General features: G+C 72.0%; 14 protein-coding genes. 7 read left to right on the top strand and 7 right to left on the bottom strand.

Going from position 1 to position 16,483, the window contains the following annotated elements; translation table 11 throughout:
- Window positions 1-93 precede the first annotated feature (93 nt).
- On the bottom strand, window positions 94-1,050 hold the full coding sequence (locus CP984_RS06430) for a hypothetical protein (RefSeq protein WP_003980911.1): 957 nt from the start codon (window positions 1,048-1,050) through the stop codon (window positions 94-96).
- A gap of 511 nt (window positions 1,051-1,561) precedes the next feature.
- Here CP984_RS06430 and CP984_RS06425 point away from each other — a divergent pair.
- The 3 genes from CP984_RS06425 (at window position 1,562) to CP984_RS06415 (ending at window position 5,662) form a co-directional block, all read left to right on the top strand.
- Window positions 1,562-3,637 (top strand): phosphocholine-specific phospholipase C, encoded by a 2,076-nt coding sequence (locus tag CP984_RS06425; protein WP_003980910.1) that lies wholly within the window; start codon window positions 1,562-1,564, stop codon window positions 3,635-3,637.
- Between the two features lie 58 nt (window positions 3,638-3,695).
- On the top strand, window positions 3,696-4,793 hold the full coding sequence (locus CP984_RS06420) for an isoaspartyl peptidase/L-asparaginase family protein (protein WP_030180404.1): 1,098 nt from the start codon (window positions 3,696-3,698) through the stop codon (window positions 4,791-4,793).
- Window positions 4,794-4,933: 140 nt separating this feature from the next.
- On the top strand, window positions 4,934-5,662 hold the full coding sequence (locus tag CP984_RS06415; RefSeq protein WP_003980908.1) for a lysophospholipid acyltransferase family protein: 729 nt from the start codon (window positions 4,934-4,936) through the stop codon (window positions 5,660-5,662).
- A gap of 59 nt (window positions 5,663-5,721) precedes the next feature.
- Here CP984_RS06415 and CP984_RS06410 read toward each other — a convergent pair whose 3' ends face one another.
- Window positions 5,722-7,752 (bottom strand): M6 family metalloprotease domain-containing protein, encoded by a 2,031-nt coding sequence (locus CP984_RS06410; RefSeq protein WP_003980907.1) that lies wholly within the window; start codon window positions 7,750-7,752, stop codon window positions 5,722-5,724.
- A 160-nt stretch (window positions 7,753-7,912) separates the two neighbouring features.
- Between CP984_RS06410 and CP984_RS06405 the strand changes: the two genes are divergently transcribed.
- On the top strand, window positions 7,913-9,307 hold the full coding sequence (locus CP984_RS06405) for a tetratricopeptide repeat protein (protein ID WP_226048623.1): 1,395 nt from the start codon (window positions 7,913-7,915) through the stop codon (window positions 9,305-9,307).
- Window positions 9,308-9,438: 131 nt separating this feature from the next.
- Window positions 9,439-10,224 (top strand): thioesterase II family protein, encoded by a 786-nt coding sequence (locus CP984_RS06400; RefSeq protein WP_003980905.1) that lies wholly within the window; start codon window positions 9,439-9,441, stop codon window positions 10,222-10,224.
- Here CP984_RS06400 and CP984_RS06395 read toward each other — a convergent pair.
- On the bottom strand, window positions 10,189-10,635 hold the full coding sequence (locus CP984_RS06395) for a hypothetical protein (RefSeq protein ID WP_003980904.1): 447 nt from the start codon (window positions 10,633-10,635) through the stop codon (window positions 10,189-10,191). The genes CP984_RS06400 and CP984_RS06395 overlap by 36 nt on opposite strands.
- 182 nt (window positions 10,636-10,817) lie before the next feature.
- On the opposite strand from CP984_RS06395, the gene CP984_RS06390 reads away from it, so the two are divergent.
- Window positions 10,818-12,077: a sensor histidine kinase gene (locus CP984_RS06390; RefSeq protein WP_003980903.1), complete on the top strand. Its 1,260-nt coding sequence runs from the start codon at window positions 10,818-10,820 to the stop codon at window positions 12,075-12,077.
- The gene (locus tag CP984_RS06385) at window positions 12,062-12,709 is read left to right on the top strand and encodes a response regulator transcription factor (RefSeq protein ID WP_003980902.1); all 648 of its coding nucleotides are present in this window, start codon (window positions 12,062-12,064) and stop codon (window positions 12,707-12,709) included. The genes CP984_RS06390 and CP984_RS06385 overlap by 16 nt, the downstream gene beginning before the upstream one ends.
- Here CP984_RS06385 and CP984_RS06380 read toward each other — a convergent pair.
- The 4 genes from CP984_RS06380 to CP984_RS06365 all read right to left on the bottom strand — a co-directional run bounded on the left by CP984_RS06380 (window position 12,696) and on the right by CP984_RS06365 (window position 16,391).
- The gene (locus CP984_RS06380; protein WP_030180396.1) at window positions 12,696-13,895 is read right to left on the bottom strand and encodes a cytochrome P450 family protein; all 1,200 of its coding nucleotides are present in this window, start codon (window positions 13,893-13,895) and stop codon (window positions 12,696-12,698) included. The two genes, CP984_RS06385 and CP984_RS06380, sit on opposite strands and share 14 nt — an antisense overlap.
- Window positions 13,896-13,903: 8 nt before the next feature.
- Window positions 13,904-15,148, bottom strand: a complete 1,245-nt coding sequence (locus CP984_RS06375) for an MAB_1171c family putative transporter (protein ID WP_003980900.1) — start codon at window positions 15,146-15,148, stop codon at window positions 13,904-13,906.
- Window positions 15,149-15,156: 8 nt separating this feature from the next.
- Window positions 15,157-15,681, bottom strand: coding sequence for a hypothetical protein (locus CP984_RS06370; protein WP_003980899.1), 525 nt, complete (start codon window positions 15,679-15,681; stop codon window positions 15,157-15,159).
- A 194-nt stretch (window positions 15,682-15,875) separates the two neighbouring features.
- Window positions 15,876-16,391: a helix-turn-helix domain-containing protein gene (locus tag CP984_RS06365; RefSeq protein WP_003980898.1), complete on the bottom strand. Its 516-nt coding sequence runs from the start codon at window positions 16,389-16,391 to the stop codon at window positions 15,876-15,878.
- Window positions 16,392-16,483 lie beyond the last annotated feature (92 nt).

Genomic DNA, 16,483 nt, shown 5'->3' with positions numbered 1-16,483 from the left:
GGGGATCGGGGAGGTGAGCGGCGGACAGCGGTGACCGGCCCCGGTGGCCCGCGGGGCCGGGCCGGCCGGGCGGCAAAGGCTTCGAGCGGTGGCTCAGGCGGCATCGGGCACCGGGAGACCACACGCGCGTCTCGCCTTGTTCAGCTGTTCAGCGGGGTCGCCGAACATGCTCCACGGCATACGGGAGGCGTACGGGCCCATGGCCGTGAAGACCGCCCGGGCCTCGAACGAGCACTGCGCCATGTAGAGCGCGTGCGCCAGGTAGGCCAGGTCCAGCACCGGCGTGAAGCGGTAACCGGCGACGTGCGGCAGCCAGTTGCGGTAGATGCCCAGGGCGCTGGCCTTCCACTGCGGCTGTTCCCAGGTGCGTTCCGCCAGGGGCGAGTCCGGGTTGTAGCCGTCGACCAGGGCCACCAGCGGCAGCAGCCGCAGTGGCGAGGAGACCGGCGCGCGCTGGCTGAGGAACGCGGCGACGTCCCAGGACGCGTTCGCCTCGCCGCCGTACCGCGGGAAGAAGAACGACAGGAAGCGGTGGTGGCCCTCGCGGTTCCAGGGATCGAGCCGCAGGATGTGGGAGAAGAGCTTCCAGGGGCCGGGCGGCGCGGTCAGCAGCCCCTGCGGGGCGGGGTCGCGGGGCTGTTGCAGGCGGGCCAGGGTCAGCCGGGCGGACCAGGGGGTCGGGTCGTCGGGGGCCGCTTCGGCCGCCCGGTCGCAGGCGGCCACCGCGATCCGGCCGAGGGCCTCGGCCCGCTGGTCACCGCTGTCGGCCGCGCGGACCGCGCGCAGCACCGCCACCCGCGCCCACAGCAGGGCCGCTTCGCAGCCGGGTTCCTCGGCCAGCCAGCGTTCCGCCAGGTCGGAGTCGGCCGCTTCCGAGGCCAGCACCAGGGAGCGGTGCGCCCGTACGCCGTGGTCCCCGCGCGCTTCCCGCAGGATTTCGCGCGCGCTGAAGTAGCGGCCCGCCCGTATGTCCACGCATGCCCGCGCGAGCTGGACGTCGTCGGCTGCCGGATGCCACACGTACTGCCCCTCGAATAACCCAGCGGTCATGGTCTCCTGCCGCTCCTGCCGTTTCACCCGGTGAGGTCGGCCACCGGCACATTTTCAGCCATGCCGAAATCAACCGGTACGCACTGTTCCCCCAGTTCCACCGGCAGTGCCACACCCTACTCAGCGGCTGGTCCGTTCGAAACTGGTGATCGGAATTACCTGATTCCGCTTCGGTGCCGTGCACGACATTGGCGGTGAAATCGGGCCATTGGGCGGCGATGGAAATTGGCCACTATGCAATTGGCATATGCCCGCATGCGGAAGCGGGCCATCCGGCAGGGTTTTCGACCGGACACGTCGCCACCTGTCCGGCCGGTGCGGGGTCGGGGCGGTATGGGCGACGGCGGCACGGTATGCCCGGCACCGGCCGGAACGGAGGGCCGCATTCCGCGTGTTCACGTCCTGTCTTGCGACTTTTCACCCCTGTGTCACGACGTCTTCCCACGGCCTCGTTCCTCTTGGAACACTCCAGTCGCGCCCGTTGTCTCCCACCCAAGGGGTCATTTCAGCCATGCCCGAACTCAACCGGCGGCGGTTCCTGCAACTCTCCGGCGGGGCCGCCACGTTCTCCGTGCTGTCCGAGAGCATCGCCCGCGCCGCCGCGATTCCCGCGCACCGCCGCACCGGCAGCATCGAGGACGTCGAGCACATCGTCGTGCTGATGCAGGAGAACCGGTCCTTCGACCACTACTTCGGCACTTTGCGCGGCGTACGGGGCTTCGGCGACCCGCGGCCGGTGACGCTGCCGAGCGGCAAGCCGGTGTGGCACCAGCCGGACGGCAAGGGCAAGGAAGTGCTGCCGTTCCGGCCGCAGGTCAAGGACGACGACCTGGGCCTGGTCTTCATCGAGGACCTCAACCACGACTGGACCGGCAGCCACCGGGCGTTCGCCGACGGCCGCTACGACCAGTGGGTACCCGCCAAGACGGCCACGACGATGGCGCACCTGGCGCGCAAGGACATCCCGTTCCACTTCGCGCTCGCCGACACCTTCACCGTCTGCGACGCCTACCACTGCTCCTTCATCGGCTCCACCGACCCGAACCGCTACTACCTGTGGACCGGGTACACGGGCAACGACGGCAAGGGCGTCGGCGACCCCAGCGGCCCGGTCCTCGGCAACGACGAGAAGGGCTACAGCTGGACGACGTACCCCGAGCGGCTGGAGGCCGCGGGCGTCTCCTGGAAGATCTACCAGGACATCGGCGACGGCCTGGACGCGGCCGGCCACTGGGGCTGGCTCAAGAACGATCCGTACCGCGGCAACTACGGCGACAACTCCCTGCTGTACTTCAACAGCTTCCGCAACGCCAAGCCGGGCGACCCGCTGTACGAGAAGGCCCGGCGGGGCTCGAACGTGAAGGGCGGCGGGCAGCTCCTCGACGACCTGCGCGCGGACGTGAAGAACGGCAAGCTGCCGAAGATCTCCTGGATCGCCTGCCCCGAGGCGTACACCGAGCACCCGAGCTGGCCCGCCAATTACGGCGCCTGGTACATCTCCAAGGTGCTGGACGTGCTGACCTCCGACCCGAAGGTGTGGAGCAGGACCGCGCTGTTCATCACCTACGACGAGAACGACGGCTTCTTCGACCACGTCGTACCGCCGTACCCGCCGGCCGACGCGAACCAGGGCCTGTCCACCGTCGCCACCGAAGCGGACCACTACAAGGGCGGCGGCGGTTACCAGGCCGGGCCGTACGGCCTCGGCCAGCGGGTGCCGATGCTCGTCGTCTCCCCCTGGAGCACCGGCGGCTACGTCTGCTCCGAGACCTTCGACCACACCTCGGTCATCCGCTTCATGGAGCGCCGCTTCGGCGTGACCGAGCCGCACATCTCGCCCTGGCGGCGCACCGTCTGCGGCGATCTGACCTCGGCCTTCGACTTCAGCCGTACGGGGAAGCCGGGCACCCTGCCGGACACCGGCGGCTACGCGCCGACCAAGCCCAAGCCCGCCGACTTCCACCCCGTGCCCCCGGCGCAGGGCACCCTGCCCAAGCAGGAGCGCGGCTCCCGGCCCACCCGCCCGCTGCGGTACGCGCCGTACGTGGACGGGGCCGCCGACATCGCGGCCGGCAAGTACCGGCTGACGTTCAGCGGCGGCCCCGACGCCGGCGCGCAGTTCCTCGTCACGGCGCCGAACCGCGGCGACGGCCCGTGGACGTACACCACCGAGCGCGGCAAGAAGATCGCGGACAGCTGGAACACGGCGTACTCGAAGGGCACCTACGACCTGTCGGTGTTCGGGCCGAACGGCTTTCTGCGCACCTTCAGAGGGCCGGGCAGGACCGCGGGCCCCGAGGTGACCGCGCGCCACGACAAGGCCACCGGGAACCTCGATCTGACGCTGACCAACGCGGGCGACGGCGCCCGCACGCTCACCGTCGCCAACGCCTACGGCGGCGCCTCCCACAAGATCACCGTGCGGCCCGGACAGCGGGTGACGCACACCGTGGACCTGACGGCGGGCAAGCGGTGGTACGACGTGTCCGTGGTCTGTGACGCGGACAAGACCTTCCTGCGCCGGTTCGCCGGTCATGTGGAGACCGGCGCCGAGGGCGTGAGCGATCCGGCGATCCGTACGGCATGACGTGGCCGCCCGCCCCGTTCGCGGGCGGGCGGTCCTCCTCTTCCAAGGGAGTGAGTCCATGACCAGGAACTCGGCACGGCGACTGATGGGTATGGCGGCCGGGGCGCTGTCCGTGGCCGCGCTGCTGGCGGTCGTGCCCGGCAGCGCGGTTTCGGCGGACCGCCCGGGCACCGCGGCGGAACCGGCGGCGCAGGCCAAGGGGAAGCCGCGGCCCGACGCCCGGCACGTTGTCATCGCCGTGCACGGCGGTGCGGGCACCGCGCTGAAGCGCGAGGACACCACACCGGCCCAGGAGAAGGCGTACCGCGACGGACTGGCCGAGGCGCTGCGCGCCGGACAGAAGATTCTGGCCAAGGGCGGCAGCAGCGTCGCGGCGACCGAGGCCGCGGTCCGCAGGCTGGAGGACAACCCGCTGTTCAACGCGGGCAAGGGCGCGGTGTTCAACGAGGACGCGGGCCACGAGCTGGACGCGTCGGTCATGCGCGGCTCGGACCTGGCCGCGGGTGCCGTGGCGGGCGTACGCCATGTCCGCAACCCCGTCTCCGCCGCACGGCTGGTGATGGAGAAGACCAAGCACGTCCTGCTGGCGGGCCAGGGAGCCGACGATTTCGCGGCCCGCAGCGGCCTGCCGACCGTGACCCAGGACTACTACTGGACCGAGAAGCGCTGGCAGGAGCTGATGAAGGCCAAGGGCCGGGTGAAGGGCTCCGGCGAGACGCTGACCCAGGGCACGGTGGGCGCGGTGGCCGTGGACGGGAAGCGGAATCTGGCGGCGGCCACCTCCACCGGCGGTCTGACCAACAAGATGGCGGGCCGGGTCGGCGACTCGCCCGTCGTCGGCGCGGGCACCTACGCCAAGAACGCCACCGTCGCGGCCAGCGCCACCGGGGCGGGCGAGGTGTTCCTCCGGGGCGCCGCCACCGTCACCCTCTCCAACCTGATCGAGTTCGGCGGTCGGGACCTGGCCACCGCCGCGTACGAGGTGCTGGTCGAGCGGCTGCCGAAGCTGGGCGGCACGGGCGGGGTGATCGCGCTGAACGCGCAGGGCGTGTTCGACGCCCCGCACAGCAGCGAGGGCATGCTGCACGGCTATCTGACCGAGGACGGGCGCCTCGTGACCAAGGTGTTCGCCGACGAGACACCGGCGAACCGGTGACCGCGCTCCCCGGTGTGGCGTGATCCCTCGCCTCGGCGCCCCGTACTGACGGTGGCTCAATAGGCCCTCTCCCTCCTGCCCCGGTGCGGCACTACCGTCCCCCGACGCGGGGGGATCACTCTGGGGAGGGGATCAGTTACATGTTCTATTACTTGTTCAAATCCATCGTCCTCGTGCCGCTGCTGCGGTGCCTGTTCCGCCCCCGCGTCGAAGGGCTGGAACACCTGCCGGAGTCGGGCGCGGCCATCATCGCGGGCAACCACCTCTCCTTCTGCGACAGCTTCCTGATGCCGGCGACCGTCAGGCGCCGGATCACGTTCCTGTGCAAGCAGGAGTACTTCACCGGGCGGGGGCTCAAAGGACGGCTGACGGCGGCCTTCTTCCGGGGCTGCGGGCAGATCCCGGTGGACCGCTCGGGGCGCGGCGCCGGACAGGCCGCCGTCGAGGAGGGGGTCAAGGTGCTCGCCCGCGGTGAACTCCTCGGCATCTACCCGGAAGGCACCCGCTCGCACGACGGCCGGATGTACAAGGGCCGGACGGGCGTTGCGGAGATGGCGCTGCGGACCGGCGCGCCGGTGATCCCGTGCGCGATGATCGGGACGTTCGAGGCCCAGCCGGCCGGCCGCCGGCTGCCGCGGGTCGTCCCGATCACCATCCGCTTCGGGGAGCCGCTGGACTTCTCCCGCTACGCCGGGCTGGCCGACCAGCGGCTGGTGCTGCGGGCCGTCACCGACGAGATCATGTACGCCATCCTGAAGCTGTCCGAGCAGGAGTACGTGGACACGTACGCGGCCGAGGCCAAGGCGCGCGCCGGGCACCCGGGCGGCACCGGGGTCCGGCCGGGTGTGCCGGCCGCCCGCGCCAGCTGACCGGGACGCCGGCCTCCGTGCCGCTCACCCGGGGTGAGCGGCACGGCCCGTACATCCGGTCAGCGGCCGAGCGTGCAGGTGGCCCCTACGGACTTGCGCGGATCGCTCTCGGAGCGGGCCTTCAGGACGACCCGGCCGTGCCGGGCGGCACCCGGCTCCGCCGTGACCGCCACCGGAACGCTCACCGTGCTCCCGGACCTGGCGGTGGCCAGGCGGTTCGGCAGCCACGCGGACCAGCCGCGCCCGGCGGCGGTGGCCGTCAGCCGGTACACGTCCGAGTCCAGGTGCGCGCCGCCCTTGCCCGGCCGCCCGGTGTTGGTCAGCGGGAAGGAGCACACGGCCCGGCCCTTGGCGGGCGCGCCGAACGCGGTGCCCTGACGCAGTTTCACGCCGCGGCGCTGCGGGCCCGCGCCGTCCAGGGACCGTACGGCGACGGTGTAGCTGAGGATGCCCTTCTTGTCCCGTTGGATGTCCAGGACGTAGAAGTGCAGCCGGTTGGCCCGGTCGACGTACTCGTACTGGCTGCCGGAGTCCGCGCCCGCGTGGAACAGCGCGTCGCTGAGCTGCCGGTAGTCGCCCATGGTGATCATCTGCGGGGTGCCGTCGGGGCGCCGGAAGTCCACCATGCGGATGTCCTCCGGATGGGCGTCGATCACCCAGGCGAACGGCGCCCGGTCCTCGTTCTTGGTCTTGCTGAGCAGTACCCCGTGGTCCGGCGTGAAGGAGTCCATGCCCATCCGGTCGACGACCTCGACGGTGTAGTTGTCGTAGCCGCCGCCGTCGCACAGCGGGTCCGTCTCGGTGGAGCAGGGCGGCGCCAGGTCCCGGCCCATGGTGATGTTCACGCCGGACAGGCCCTTGTCGCCGGGCGGCGCGGAGCGCGCGGTGACCCGGGCGACGGCGACCCCGGACGTCTTCAGGGCGTCCCGGTCCAGGCGCAGCACGTTCTTCTCGTCCACGATGCCGAGCTTGAGCTTGTCGCGCAGGACGTGCTGCGAGCCCATCGAGGCGCCGTTGGCGGCCGGAATCTGCCAGCGGGTGTGCGGGCCGCCCGGCCCGTTGAAGGAGCCGCGCGAGAGCATGCTCCAGATGCCGGTGTAGGCGCGGCGCAGCGGGGTGCCGTACGGGTTGTTGTAGTTGTCCGCGATGCCCAGGATGTGGCTGAACTCGTGCGCGTACACGGCCATGCCGGAGCTCTCGGCCTGGGTGGAGGAGCCGGTCTCGGCGTTGGGCCAGATGCGGGCGGCGGCCTTCCAGGAGGTCCACGGCACGTAGCGGGTGCGGGCCGCGTTGCCGCCGCCCTGGATGGGGGAGGGCGGCCCGAACGCCGCCGGCACGTCCTGCGGCGAGGCGAACTTCATCTGCCCGAACTCCTGCCAGGCGGCGGACTCGTCCTGGCCCGCCGTCAGGTAGAAGACGAAGTCGTACTTCTTGGTCTCCGCGCTGCCCACGTCGGCGACCCAGGCCGCCTTGCCGTCCGTGCGGATGTTCTTGCCGCAGCTGTCGCCGACGGGGCAGGCGCCGGGGTTCATCGACGGCTCGATGCCGTACTGGTACGACTTGTACGGCATCCGGTAGACGCCGAACGAGGTCAGCTCGACGCCGAGCCGGCCGCCGGAGTCCTCCATCCAGTACTCGTTGATGGTGTGGCCGTGGTTGAGCGCGCCCGGCTTGTTGAGGAAGTCCCGGTAGAACGCGGGGACCTGGGCGCGCGGGATGTCGTGGGCGCTGGGCTGCGGGTTGCCGAAGACGGTCGATCCGGCGGGCCGGGTGACGCTGAAGTCCTCGTCCGGGTAGTCGAGCAGGACGAGCGCGCCCTTGAACATGCGCTTGGTGGGCTTGACGGCCGGATCGGCCCAGTTGGTGCCCGGGACCGCGCGGTGCTCGGCCCAGGTCATGTCGTCGGGATTGCGCCAGTTCTGCGGGTCGACGGGCTGCACGAGCGGGGCCCGTACCGCGGGCGCGGCCTCGGGGAGCGCCCGCGCGGGGCCTGCGGCGACGGTGGCCAGGACACCGAGGAGGAGGGCGAGAACACCCAGCCTGCCGGCCCTGCCGCGGTATGGGCGGGCCGGTCTGTGGGGAAGGAACAAGGCGCACCTCTTGTCTGTGGTTGCAAGTCCAGGACATGACAAGGTGATCGAACAGAATTCCTACCGCTGCCAAGGTAAGGCGGGGGACGGGGTGACGCCAGAGTGTCGCAAGGAGCCGATGATGATGCCGCGAACGGTGAGTGACCGGCACGGTCACGCGATGTCCCGGACCGGCGCGGACGCCGCGTCCCACTACGAGGACGCGATGAGCGCCCTGCTCTTCTTCCGCGGCGAGGTCGCCGACGCCTCGCAGGCCCTCCTGGCGGCCGCGCCGGAATCCGTCATGGGCAACGTCCTCGCCGCCTACCTCGGCCTGCTCGGTACGGAGGAGAAGGACGCCACCGCCGCCAGGGAAGCCTTCACGCGCTTCACGGACGGCGTACACACCGAGGAGCTGACACCCCGCGAACGGATGCACCTCGCCGCCGCCACCTCCTGGCTGGACGGCGACATCCACCGGGCCGGGAGGATTCTCGGCGAGCTGACCGTCGCCCATCCGCGCGACGAACTCGCGCTGGCCACCGGCCACCAGATCGACTTCCTCACCGGCGACGCCGTCCGCCTGCGCGACCGCGTCGGCGGCGCGCTGACCGCCTGGCCCGAGGACGATCCGCACTACGGCCACCTCCTGGGCATGTACGCCTTCGGCCTGGAGGAATCGGGCCACTACGACCGCGCGCGGGAAGCCGGCCTGGCCGCCGTCGGGCACAACCCCCGCGACGTGTGGGGCATCCACGCGGTCGTGCACACCTATGAGATGCAGGGTCGGTTCGCCGAAGGCATCCGCTTCCTGGACGCCCGCACCGATGACTGGGGCTCCGGCAACTACCTCAACGTCCACAACTGGTGGCACTACTGCCTCTACGCCCTCGAAGCAGGCGACACCGCGCGGGCGCTCGGCATCTACGACGCCGTACTGCACCACGACGCGTCGGCGGGGCTCGCGATGGAACTCCTCGACGCCTCGGCCCTGCTGTGGCGGCTCCTGCTGGCCGACCGCGCCACCGGCGACCGCTGGCCGCGCCTCGCCGACGCCTGGGCGGCCCGCCAGGACCCGCCGTACTACGCCTTCAACGACGTGCACGCCGTCATGGCGTACGTCGGCGCAGACCGCATCGCCGACGCCGAACGCCTCGTCGCGGACCGCACGGCGTGGCTCGGCCGCACGCCGCCCGAACTGTCCAACCACGCCATGACCGCCGAAATCGGCCTGCCCGTCTGCCGCGCTCTGATCGCCTACGGACAGGGCCGGTACGGGGACGTGGTCGACCTGCTCGCGCCCATCCGCTACCGCCTGAACACCTACGGCGGCAGCCACGCCCAGCGGGACGCCGTACAGAAGACGCTCCTGGAAGCAGCGCTGTGCGCCGGGCGCGACGAGACGGCCCGCACCCTGCTCAGCGAGCGCATCAACCTGCGCCCGGTGTGCCCGTACAACTGGCTGGCCCAGGCGCGCCTGGCCGACCGGCTCGGTGAGACCGCCAAGGCGGCCGCCGCCCGGACGCGGGCCGCCGAGCAGGCGGCACAGGGGGCCGCGGCGCTCTCCCGGCCTTGATCGAATTCATGCTGGCCGGAAGGGCCCCGGACCGGTCATCCTTGACCTGTCCGCGGACGCCCCGGCACCGCCCGGCGAGCCGTGGACGAGCACGCCCGACCATCGGCCCACCAGCACGGGAGCACATCCACATGACGGGGAAGAGCGCTTGGATACGGGACGTACGCCGGGGGCCGCGGCCCGCCGCCCACCTCATCTTCTTCCCGCACGCCGGGGGATCCGCCTCGTACTACCGGCCGTTCGCCGCCCACCTCGGCGAGCGGCTCGACGTATCGGCGATCCAGTACCCCGGACGCCAGGACCGGTGGAACGACCCCTTCGTCACGTCCGTCGAGGGCCTGGCCGATGAGGTGGTCGGCTGCCTGAGCCCCCACGACCCCACCCCGCTGGTGCTCTTCGGGCACAGCATGGGCGCGTCCGTCGCCTTCGAGGTCGCCCGGCGGCTGGCGGACCTCGGGCGGCCCGCGGACCGCAGGCTGGTGGTGTCCGGGCGCCGCGCCCCCTCGATGTTCCGGGCGGAGCGGGCCCTCCACGAGGGCACCGACGAGGAACTCCTGGCCGAGGTCGCCCGCCTGGACGGCACCGCCGACCAACTGCTGGCCGACCGGGATCTCGTACGGCTGATCCTCCCGGCCATCCGCAACGACTACCGCGTGATCGAGACGTACCGGCCCCCGGCCGACGCCGTGCTCGACATCCCGCTGCTGTGCCTGACCGGCGACGCGGACCCCCGGGTGACCCGCGAGGAGGCGGCCGCCTGGAAGGCCCACACCGTGGCCGAGTACCAGGAGGAGACGTTCTCCGGCGGCCACTTCTACCTCGCCGACCACACGGCCGCGGTGTGCCGCGCGGTGGAGCGGTTCGCGCTGGGGACCGGCGGCTCAGCGCCCCTTGGGGAAGGCGGCGCGCAGTACTGACCCGTTGGCGATGAAGGCCGTCGCGCCGATGGCGAGGGCGCAGACGGCCTGCATCGCGATGAACCACACCGGCAGGGCGCCCGGGATCAGATCGATGGCGATGATCGCCACCGGCATCACGACCGAGAGGAAACGGACGCGCAGGTAGGCCCAGCGGGCGCCCCGTGCGGCGAGCACGGTCAGCCAGTAGGTCACCGCCGCGCTCGCGAGCACTCCCGCCGAGCGGCCCCACATGAACGAGGTCACCTCGTGACCGGTGGCGGCGAGGACGACGACCGTGAGCAGGACGGCGGTGCCGAGCGCGCCGTAGGCCCCGATGAAGATCTTCGCCGTACGGAAGGCCCGCTGGGCGGGTGCCTGGCCGACGGCGGTGGCCTCGGCCGTGGCGGGGATGGTGGTGGCGGTGTTCATGATTCTTCTGCTCCTTCACGGCATGCGTGTCCTGCTGACGTGGTGTCGAAATTAAGGAGCGCCGAAGCCGCGCGGTACGGGCCCAGACCCACGCAAGAGTGGGTCCAGACCCACTTCAGCGCTGGTCGGGCGGGTGCCAGAGTGATCGGAGGCCGGGGTTTTCGAAGCAGAGGGAAAGAGTCATGCAACAGGTGGTGTCGTGGGTGTCCGGCGCCTGCGTGGGGTTCGTACGGGCCTGCGCGGTGACGGTCGTCAGCATGCTGGTCCCGGCGGTATGGGCCGCCGCCGTGGTGTGGGGTATCCAGTGGGGCGCGGCGAACCCGTGGTCGTGGGTGGGGCCGCTGGTGCTGGTGTGCGTGAGCACGCTCGCCCTGTCCCGCCCGGTCTGCCGGTCGATCCGCCACCTCGTCGCGAAGTGGACGGCCACCACCGTCCCCGCCGGATACCGGCAGGCCGCGCCGGTGACGCAGCTGTCCACCGGCCACTGGTGGAACGGCCGCTCCTACGAGCGCACCCGCCGCGACGCCCTCCTGGACCAGCGGTGGCGGAACCGGTGGACGGACCCCGCGACCTGGCGCGACCTGCGGTTCACGGGCATCGTGCCGTTCACCGCCGGAGTGGTCGCGGCCGTGCCGCCGGCCGGGGTCGCGGTGGCGGTTCTCGGGCTCGGCCAGTCGGACCTGGCCCCCCGCCTCGTCGGCGTGCTCGGCCTGGTCGTGGCGATCGGCTCGGCCCCGTACGCCTGGCGGCCCGTCGTGCCGGTGGCCGCCCGCTTCCTGCGTCCCTCGCCCGCGATGCTGCTGGCGGACCGGGTGGACGAGCTGACCGCCCAGCGCGCGGACACGACCATCGCGCAGGCCGCCGAGATCCGGCGGATCGAGCGGGACCTCCACGACGGCGCGCAGGCCCGGCTGGTCGGCCTCGGCCTCTCCCTGGCGACCGCCGAGAAGCTGATGGAGACGGACCCGGAGCAGGCCAGGGCGCTGCTGCGGGAGGCGCGGGCCGGCGCCACCGCTTCCCTGACCGAGCTGCGCGAACTGGTCAGGGGCATCAACCCGCCGGTGCTCAACGAACGCGGGCTGGTCGACGCCGTCTGCGCCTTCGCCCTGGACAGCCCGCTCGAAACGACGGTCGCCGCCGGCATCCGGGGGCCCCTGGACCCGCCGATCGAGTCCGCCCTGTACTTCGGTATCGCCGAACTGGTGACCAACGCGGTCAAGCACGCCCACGCCACCCGGGCCCGGATCTTCCTCGCGCAGGACGACGTCGGCCTGGTCGTCGAAGTCGAGGACGACGGCCGGGGCGGGGCCGAGGTGCGGCCCGGCGGGGGACTGGAGGGGCTGCGCCGCCGCCTCGCGGTCTTCGACGGCACCGTGGAGATCAGCAGCCCGGCCGGCGGCCCGACCCGGGTGAGGATGATGGTGCCATGCGCATCCTTGTAGCCGAAGACCTCTACCTCCTGCGCGACGGGATGGTGCGTCTCATCGAGGCGTACGGACACGAGGTGGTGGCGACGGCGGCCACCGGCCCCGAGACGCTCGACGCGCTGCTGAAGTGGCGGCCGGACGTCTCCGTCGTCGATGTCCGGATGCCGCCGGACCAGTCGGACGAGGGCCTGCGCGCGGCGCTCGCCGCCCGCGCCGAGGTGCCCGGCCTGCCGGTCCTGATCCTCTCCCAGCACGTCGAGCAGCTCTACGCCCGCGAACTGCTGGCCGACGGCGCCGGCGGCATCGGCTACTTCCTCAAGGAGAGCGTCTTCGACGGCGACCAGTTCGTCGACGCACTGGAACGCGTCGCCGGCGGCGGTACGGCCATGGACCCGGCCGTCATCGCCAAACTGCTGGGCGGCGGGGCCGCGACCCGGCGGCTCGGCGGGCTCACCGAACGCGAACACGCCGTACTCGCCCTGATGGCCGAAGGGCTGTCCAATCAGGCCATCGGACAGCGGCTGTTCCTCAGCGACAGCGCCATCAGCAAATACACCACGTCCATGTTCGGCAAGCTCGGCATCACCGACGACGAGGCGGGCAACCGCCGCGTCCTCGCCGTCCTCACCTACCTCAACAATCCGTGACCTGTGCGGACCAGGTGACCGGGAGGTGCGACAGACCGCGCATCAGGCGGGTGTGGCGCCACGGGAGTTCGCCGGGCGGGACGGCCAGCCGCAGGCCGGGGAAGCGGGTGAGCAGCGCTCGGAAGGCGATACGGGCTTCCAGGCGGGCCAGGGGCGCGCCCAGGCAGTGGTGCGGACCGTGGCCGAAGGAGAGATGCCCGGCGGAACGGCCGGGGGTGACCGTGTCCGGGTCGGGGAACCGGGCCGGGTCACGGTTGGCGGCGCCCGGGGAGACCAGGACGACATCGCCCGCCGCGATCTCGGCGCCGCCGAGGGTGAGCGGTTCGGCCGCGTACCGGAACGTGGCCGTGGTGATCGGGGAGTCATAGCGGAGCAGTTCCTCCACGGCGTCCGGGATGAGCGCCGGGTCCTGCCGCAGGCGGGTACGGAGCGCGTCGTCCCGGAGGAGCGCGAGCGCGCCGTTGCCGATCAGGTTGGTGGTCGTCTCGTGCCCGGCGACGACCAGCAGGACGGCCAGCGAGACCAGTTCGAACTCGCTGAGCCGGTCGCCCTCGTCGCGCGCGGCGATCAGCTCGGTGAGCAGATCGGCCCCGGTACCTTCGGCGCGCTTCTTCGCGATCAGCTCCGTCATGTAGTCGCTGATGGCGTGCGAGGCCGCGTCGATGCTGTCCGGCGCGCCGGCCGCGAAGAGGTCGTTGGACCAGCGGCGCAGCGCCGGGCGGTCCTCGCGGGGAACGCCGAGCAGGTCGCCGATGACCTCGATGGGCAGCGGTACGGCGAAGTCCTCGACGAGATCGGCCGAATCGCCGCCGTCGGCCATCCGGTCCAGCAGACCGTCCGCGATCTCCGCCACCCGCGGCTCCAGGCGGGCCACCGCCGCCGGCGTGAACGCCTTGACGGCCAGCCGGCGCAGCCGGGTGTGGTCCGGCGGGTCGGTGGCCAGCATGGTGGCGCTGACGGCGGGCGCCAGGTTGCGCTTGGACGGCTTGTCGGCGAAGTAGCGGGTGGTGTCCTTGGAGAGCCGGGGCTCCGCCAGCGCCGTACGGGCCTCGGCCCAGCCGGTGACGAGCCACGTCGCGCCGTGCGGCCCGGACCGTACCTGCTGGACGGGACCGCGCTCGCGCAGCGCGGCGAGCAGCGGGTACGGGTCGCGGAAGAACTCCGGTGACTCCATGGGGTGGCTCACGTGTGACCTCAGATTCCTGCGGCGGGGCGGGACTCCGGCGCCGGCGCGGGGCCCGCGCCGGACGCCACGAAGGCGTGCGAGACCCTGCGCAGCCAGCGGGCCTCGTCGATCAGATTGGTCAGCTCGGGGCGGGTCAGCGTGGCGTCCTCGACGCTGACCGCGTGCTCGGGCGTACGTCCGCCGCGCCGCGACTCCAGCGCCGCCGCCAGCACCGCCGCCTCGACCCCGGCGTCCAGCTCCCGCGCGTCCGCCCCCTCGGCGCGCAGCCGTTCCTCGGCGGCGCGGCGGACCTCGTCGCTGCGGTGCGGGCGCAGTGCCAGCATGCCGTCACGTATCTCGATCACCCGGCGGTAGAGACGGAACTCGGCGTCGGGCGCCGCGTACAGCCGGTCGGTGGCGGTGAGCTGGATCTCCGGCACCGCCGCCGACAGCGCGGCCCACAGCGGGCGCAGTCCGCGGTGCAGATGCCACAGGTGAATGCGCCGCACGGGCCAGGCCAGTGCCGGGCCGATCGCGGGCAGCAGGACGCCGATGACGAGCAGCAGACTGCAGATCGCGGGCAGGCCGACGCTGAACGTGCAGGTCGCGGGCGTCACCAGCGAGGTGCACAGCTGCTCGGGCGGCAGCCAGCCCGCGTCGGTCCACAGCCCGACCACATGGACGATCTTGTAGCCGATGTAGATCATGCCCAGCGCGCAGCCGAAGGCGATGACGCGCAGCCCGTACCGCAGGCTGGTGCGCGGCGCGTGCCGGGAGTAGCGCAGGGACTGGCGCAGCAGGTCGACGATCGCGGCGCCGAGGTGCGCGGTGAACACCAGCACATAGATGTTCAGCAGCGGCTCGGTGCGCGGCAGTTCGCCGAAGGTGGGCGCGCCCGGGGCGTCGTCCACCGGCGAGGAGAAGAAGAGGACGGCCATCGCGACCAGGACGACGCCCAGCGTGACGAGCCGGTGGCGCGCCTTGCGGTCCGCGTCCGGCGGCTCCTCGTTGAAGCGCAGCAGCAGGATCGAGATGCAGGTGGCGGCGGCCAGCGTGCTGCAGTTGCCCAGCAGCCGGCCGAGCTTCGGGTGGATGACGCTCAGCGCGTCGCCGACCGCGGGCGTCAGGAACACCAGAGAGGCGCCCAGTCCGGTCAGGAAACCGCACAGGGCGCCCAGGCCGCGCGGCCGCGGCCGGCGCAGCAGCGGCCGCGCCTTGTAGGCGGCCGCCAGCAGCAGGACGGCCGCTATGGACAGGAAGAGAACGTTGACCATCTTCAGTTCTACCGTCGCTTCGGGGAGCCGAAGACGTCGTCCATGCGGCTGAGGACCTCGGCCTGCTGGGATGTCGCCGGTCGGCGGGCGGAGGTGCGGTCGGCGCGGCGCAGGATCAGCGAGGCGATCATCTCGGCTTCCTGCTCGTCCTGGTCGCTGTAGTGGCTGCGGCCCAGGACGGATTCCACCGAGCCGGGGTCGAGGCCGGGCACCAGGGCCCGCGCGACCTCTCCGGAGAGCAGGTTGGAGTGGCCGCTGAGCATGTGGCCGACCTCGTGCAGCACGATGTGGTCGCGGTGCAGCGCGGTGGTGGCCGCGTCGTAGAAGACATAGTCGGCCCGGCTGGTGGCGATCCACAGGCCGCAGGGCCCGGCGGGCGGGGTGACCTGGGGTTCCAGATGGATGGGGCGGCCGCGCTGTTCGGCGAGCCGGTCCAGGAAGGCACCCAGCTCGAAGGGGCGCGGAATGTGCAGTCCCCGCAGCCGCTCCGCACAGCCGTCCCGCACACGGTCCGGTCGCCGGGTGAACTTCATGGCGTGCTCTCCTTCGGCCTCGGCCATGAAAGGTACACGTGCCAGTCTCATGCAGTGCGGGATGGCCCCTCCCCGACGGGGTCGTGTGCGGGCCCGCGGGCTGCCGCGGCCCCGGCCGCCCGGTTCCCCGGCCCGGCGGCGGGCGGGGGAGCGGTCGGGGACGGCGCGGGGCGTAAGTCGGTCGGCGTCATGGATCAGCGGGCGGTACGCCAGGTTTCTCCCGGATTGCCGGCCGGATCGGCGCCCTGGGCGCCCGTCGCACCGCCGACGTCCGGCAGCCCTTCCAGCTTCCGCACCCGGTCGATCATCTCCAGTACGGCCGTACGGGACTCGGCGGACATGTCCATGAAGCGCGCGGCCATCGCGATGACGCCCGCGTCCTGCATCGCCTCCAGCAGCTCCGGCGGCTGGTCGGGCCGGTCGGCGGACCCGCCGCCGGGACCCGTGTCCCGCTGGTCGTGGAAGTACGCGGCCGGCACGCCGAAGTACTCCGCCAGCGCCTCGATATGGCGCTTGGTCGGGTTGTCCCGCTTGCCCTTGCGCAGTTGCCAGATGTAGTTGCCGGAGATCACCTGCTCGCCGGCCCTGATGTTGATCTCGGTGGCGACGTCGTTGGCGGACAGCGATTTGCCCCGCTCCCGACTTCGTTCCCGGAACAGCCGGTCCAGCTTTTCGGCCAGGCTGACCGGCCCGCGGTCCTCGTCCCCCATCGCGCCGCGCTCCCTTCAAGGCCAAACGTGAGACTTCCACTGTAGTGGTCCGGTCGGCGGGAAGGATCGGCACTCCCACCCCCGTGGGCTGG

This window comes from Streptomyces rimosus, assembly GCF_008704655.1.
Classification (GTDB): Bacteria; Actinomycetota; Actinomycetes; order Streptomycetales; family Streptomycetaceae; genus Streptomyces; species Streptomyces rimosus.
This window is presented reverse-complemented; position numbering and strand designations above follow the sequence as displayed.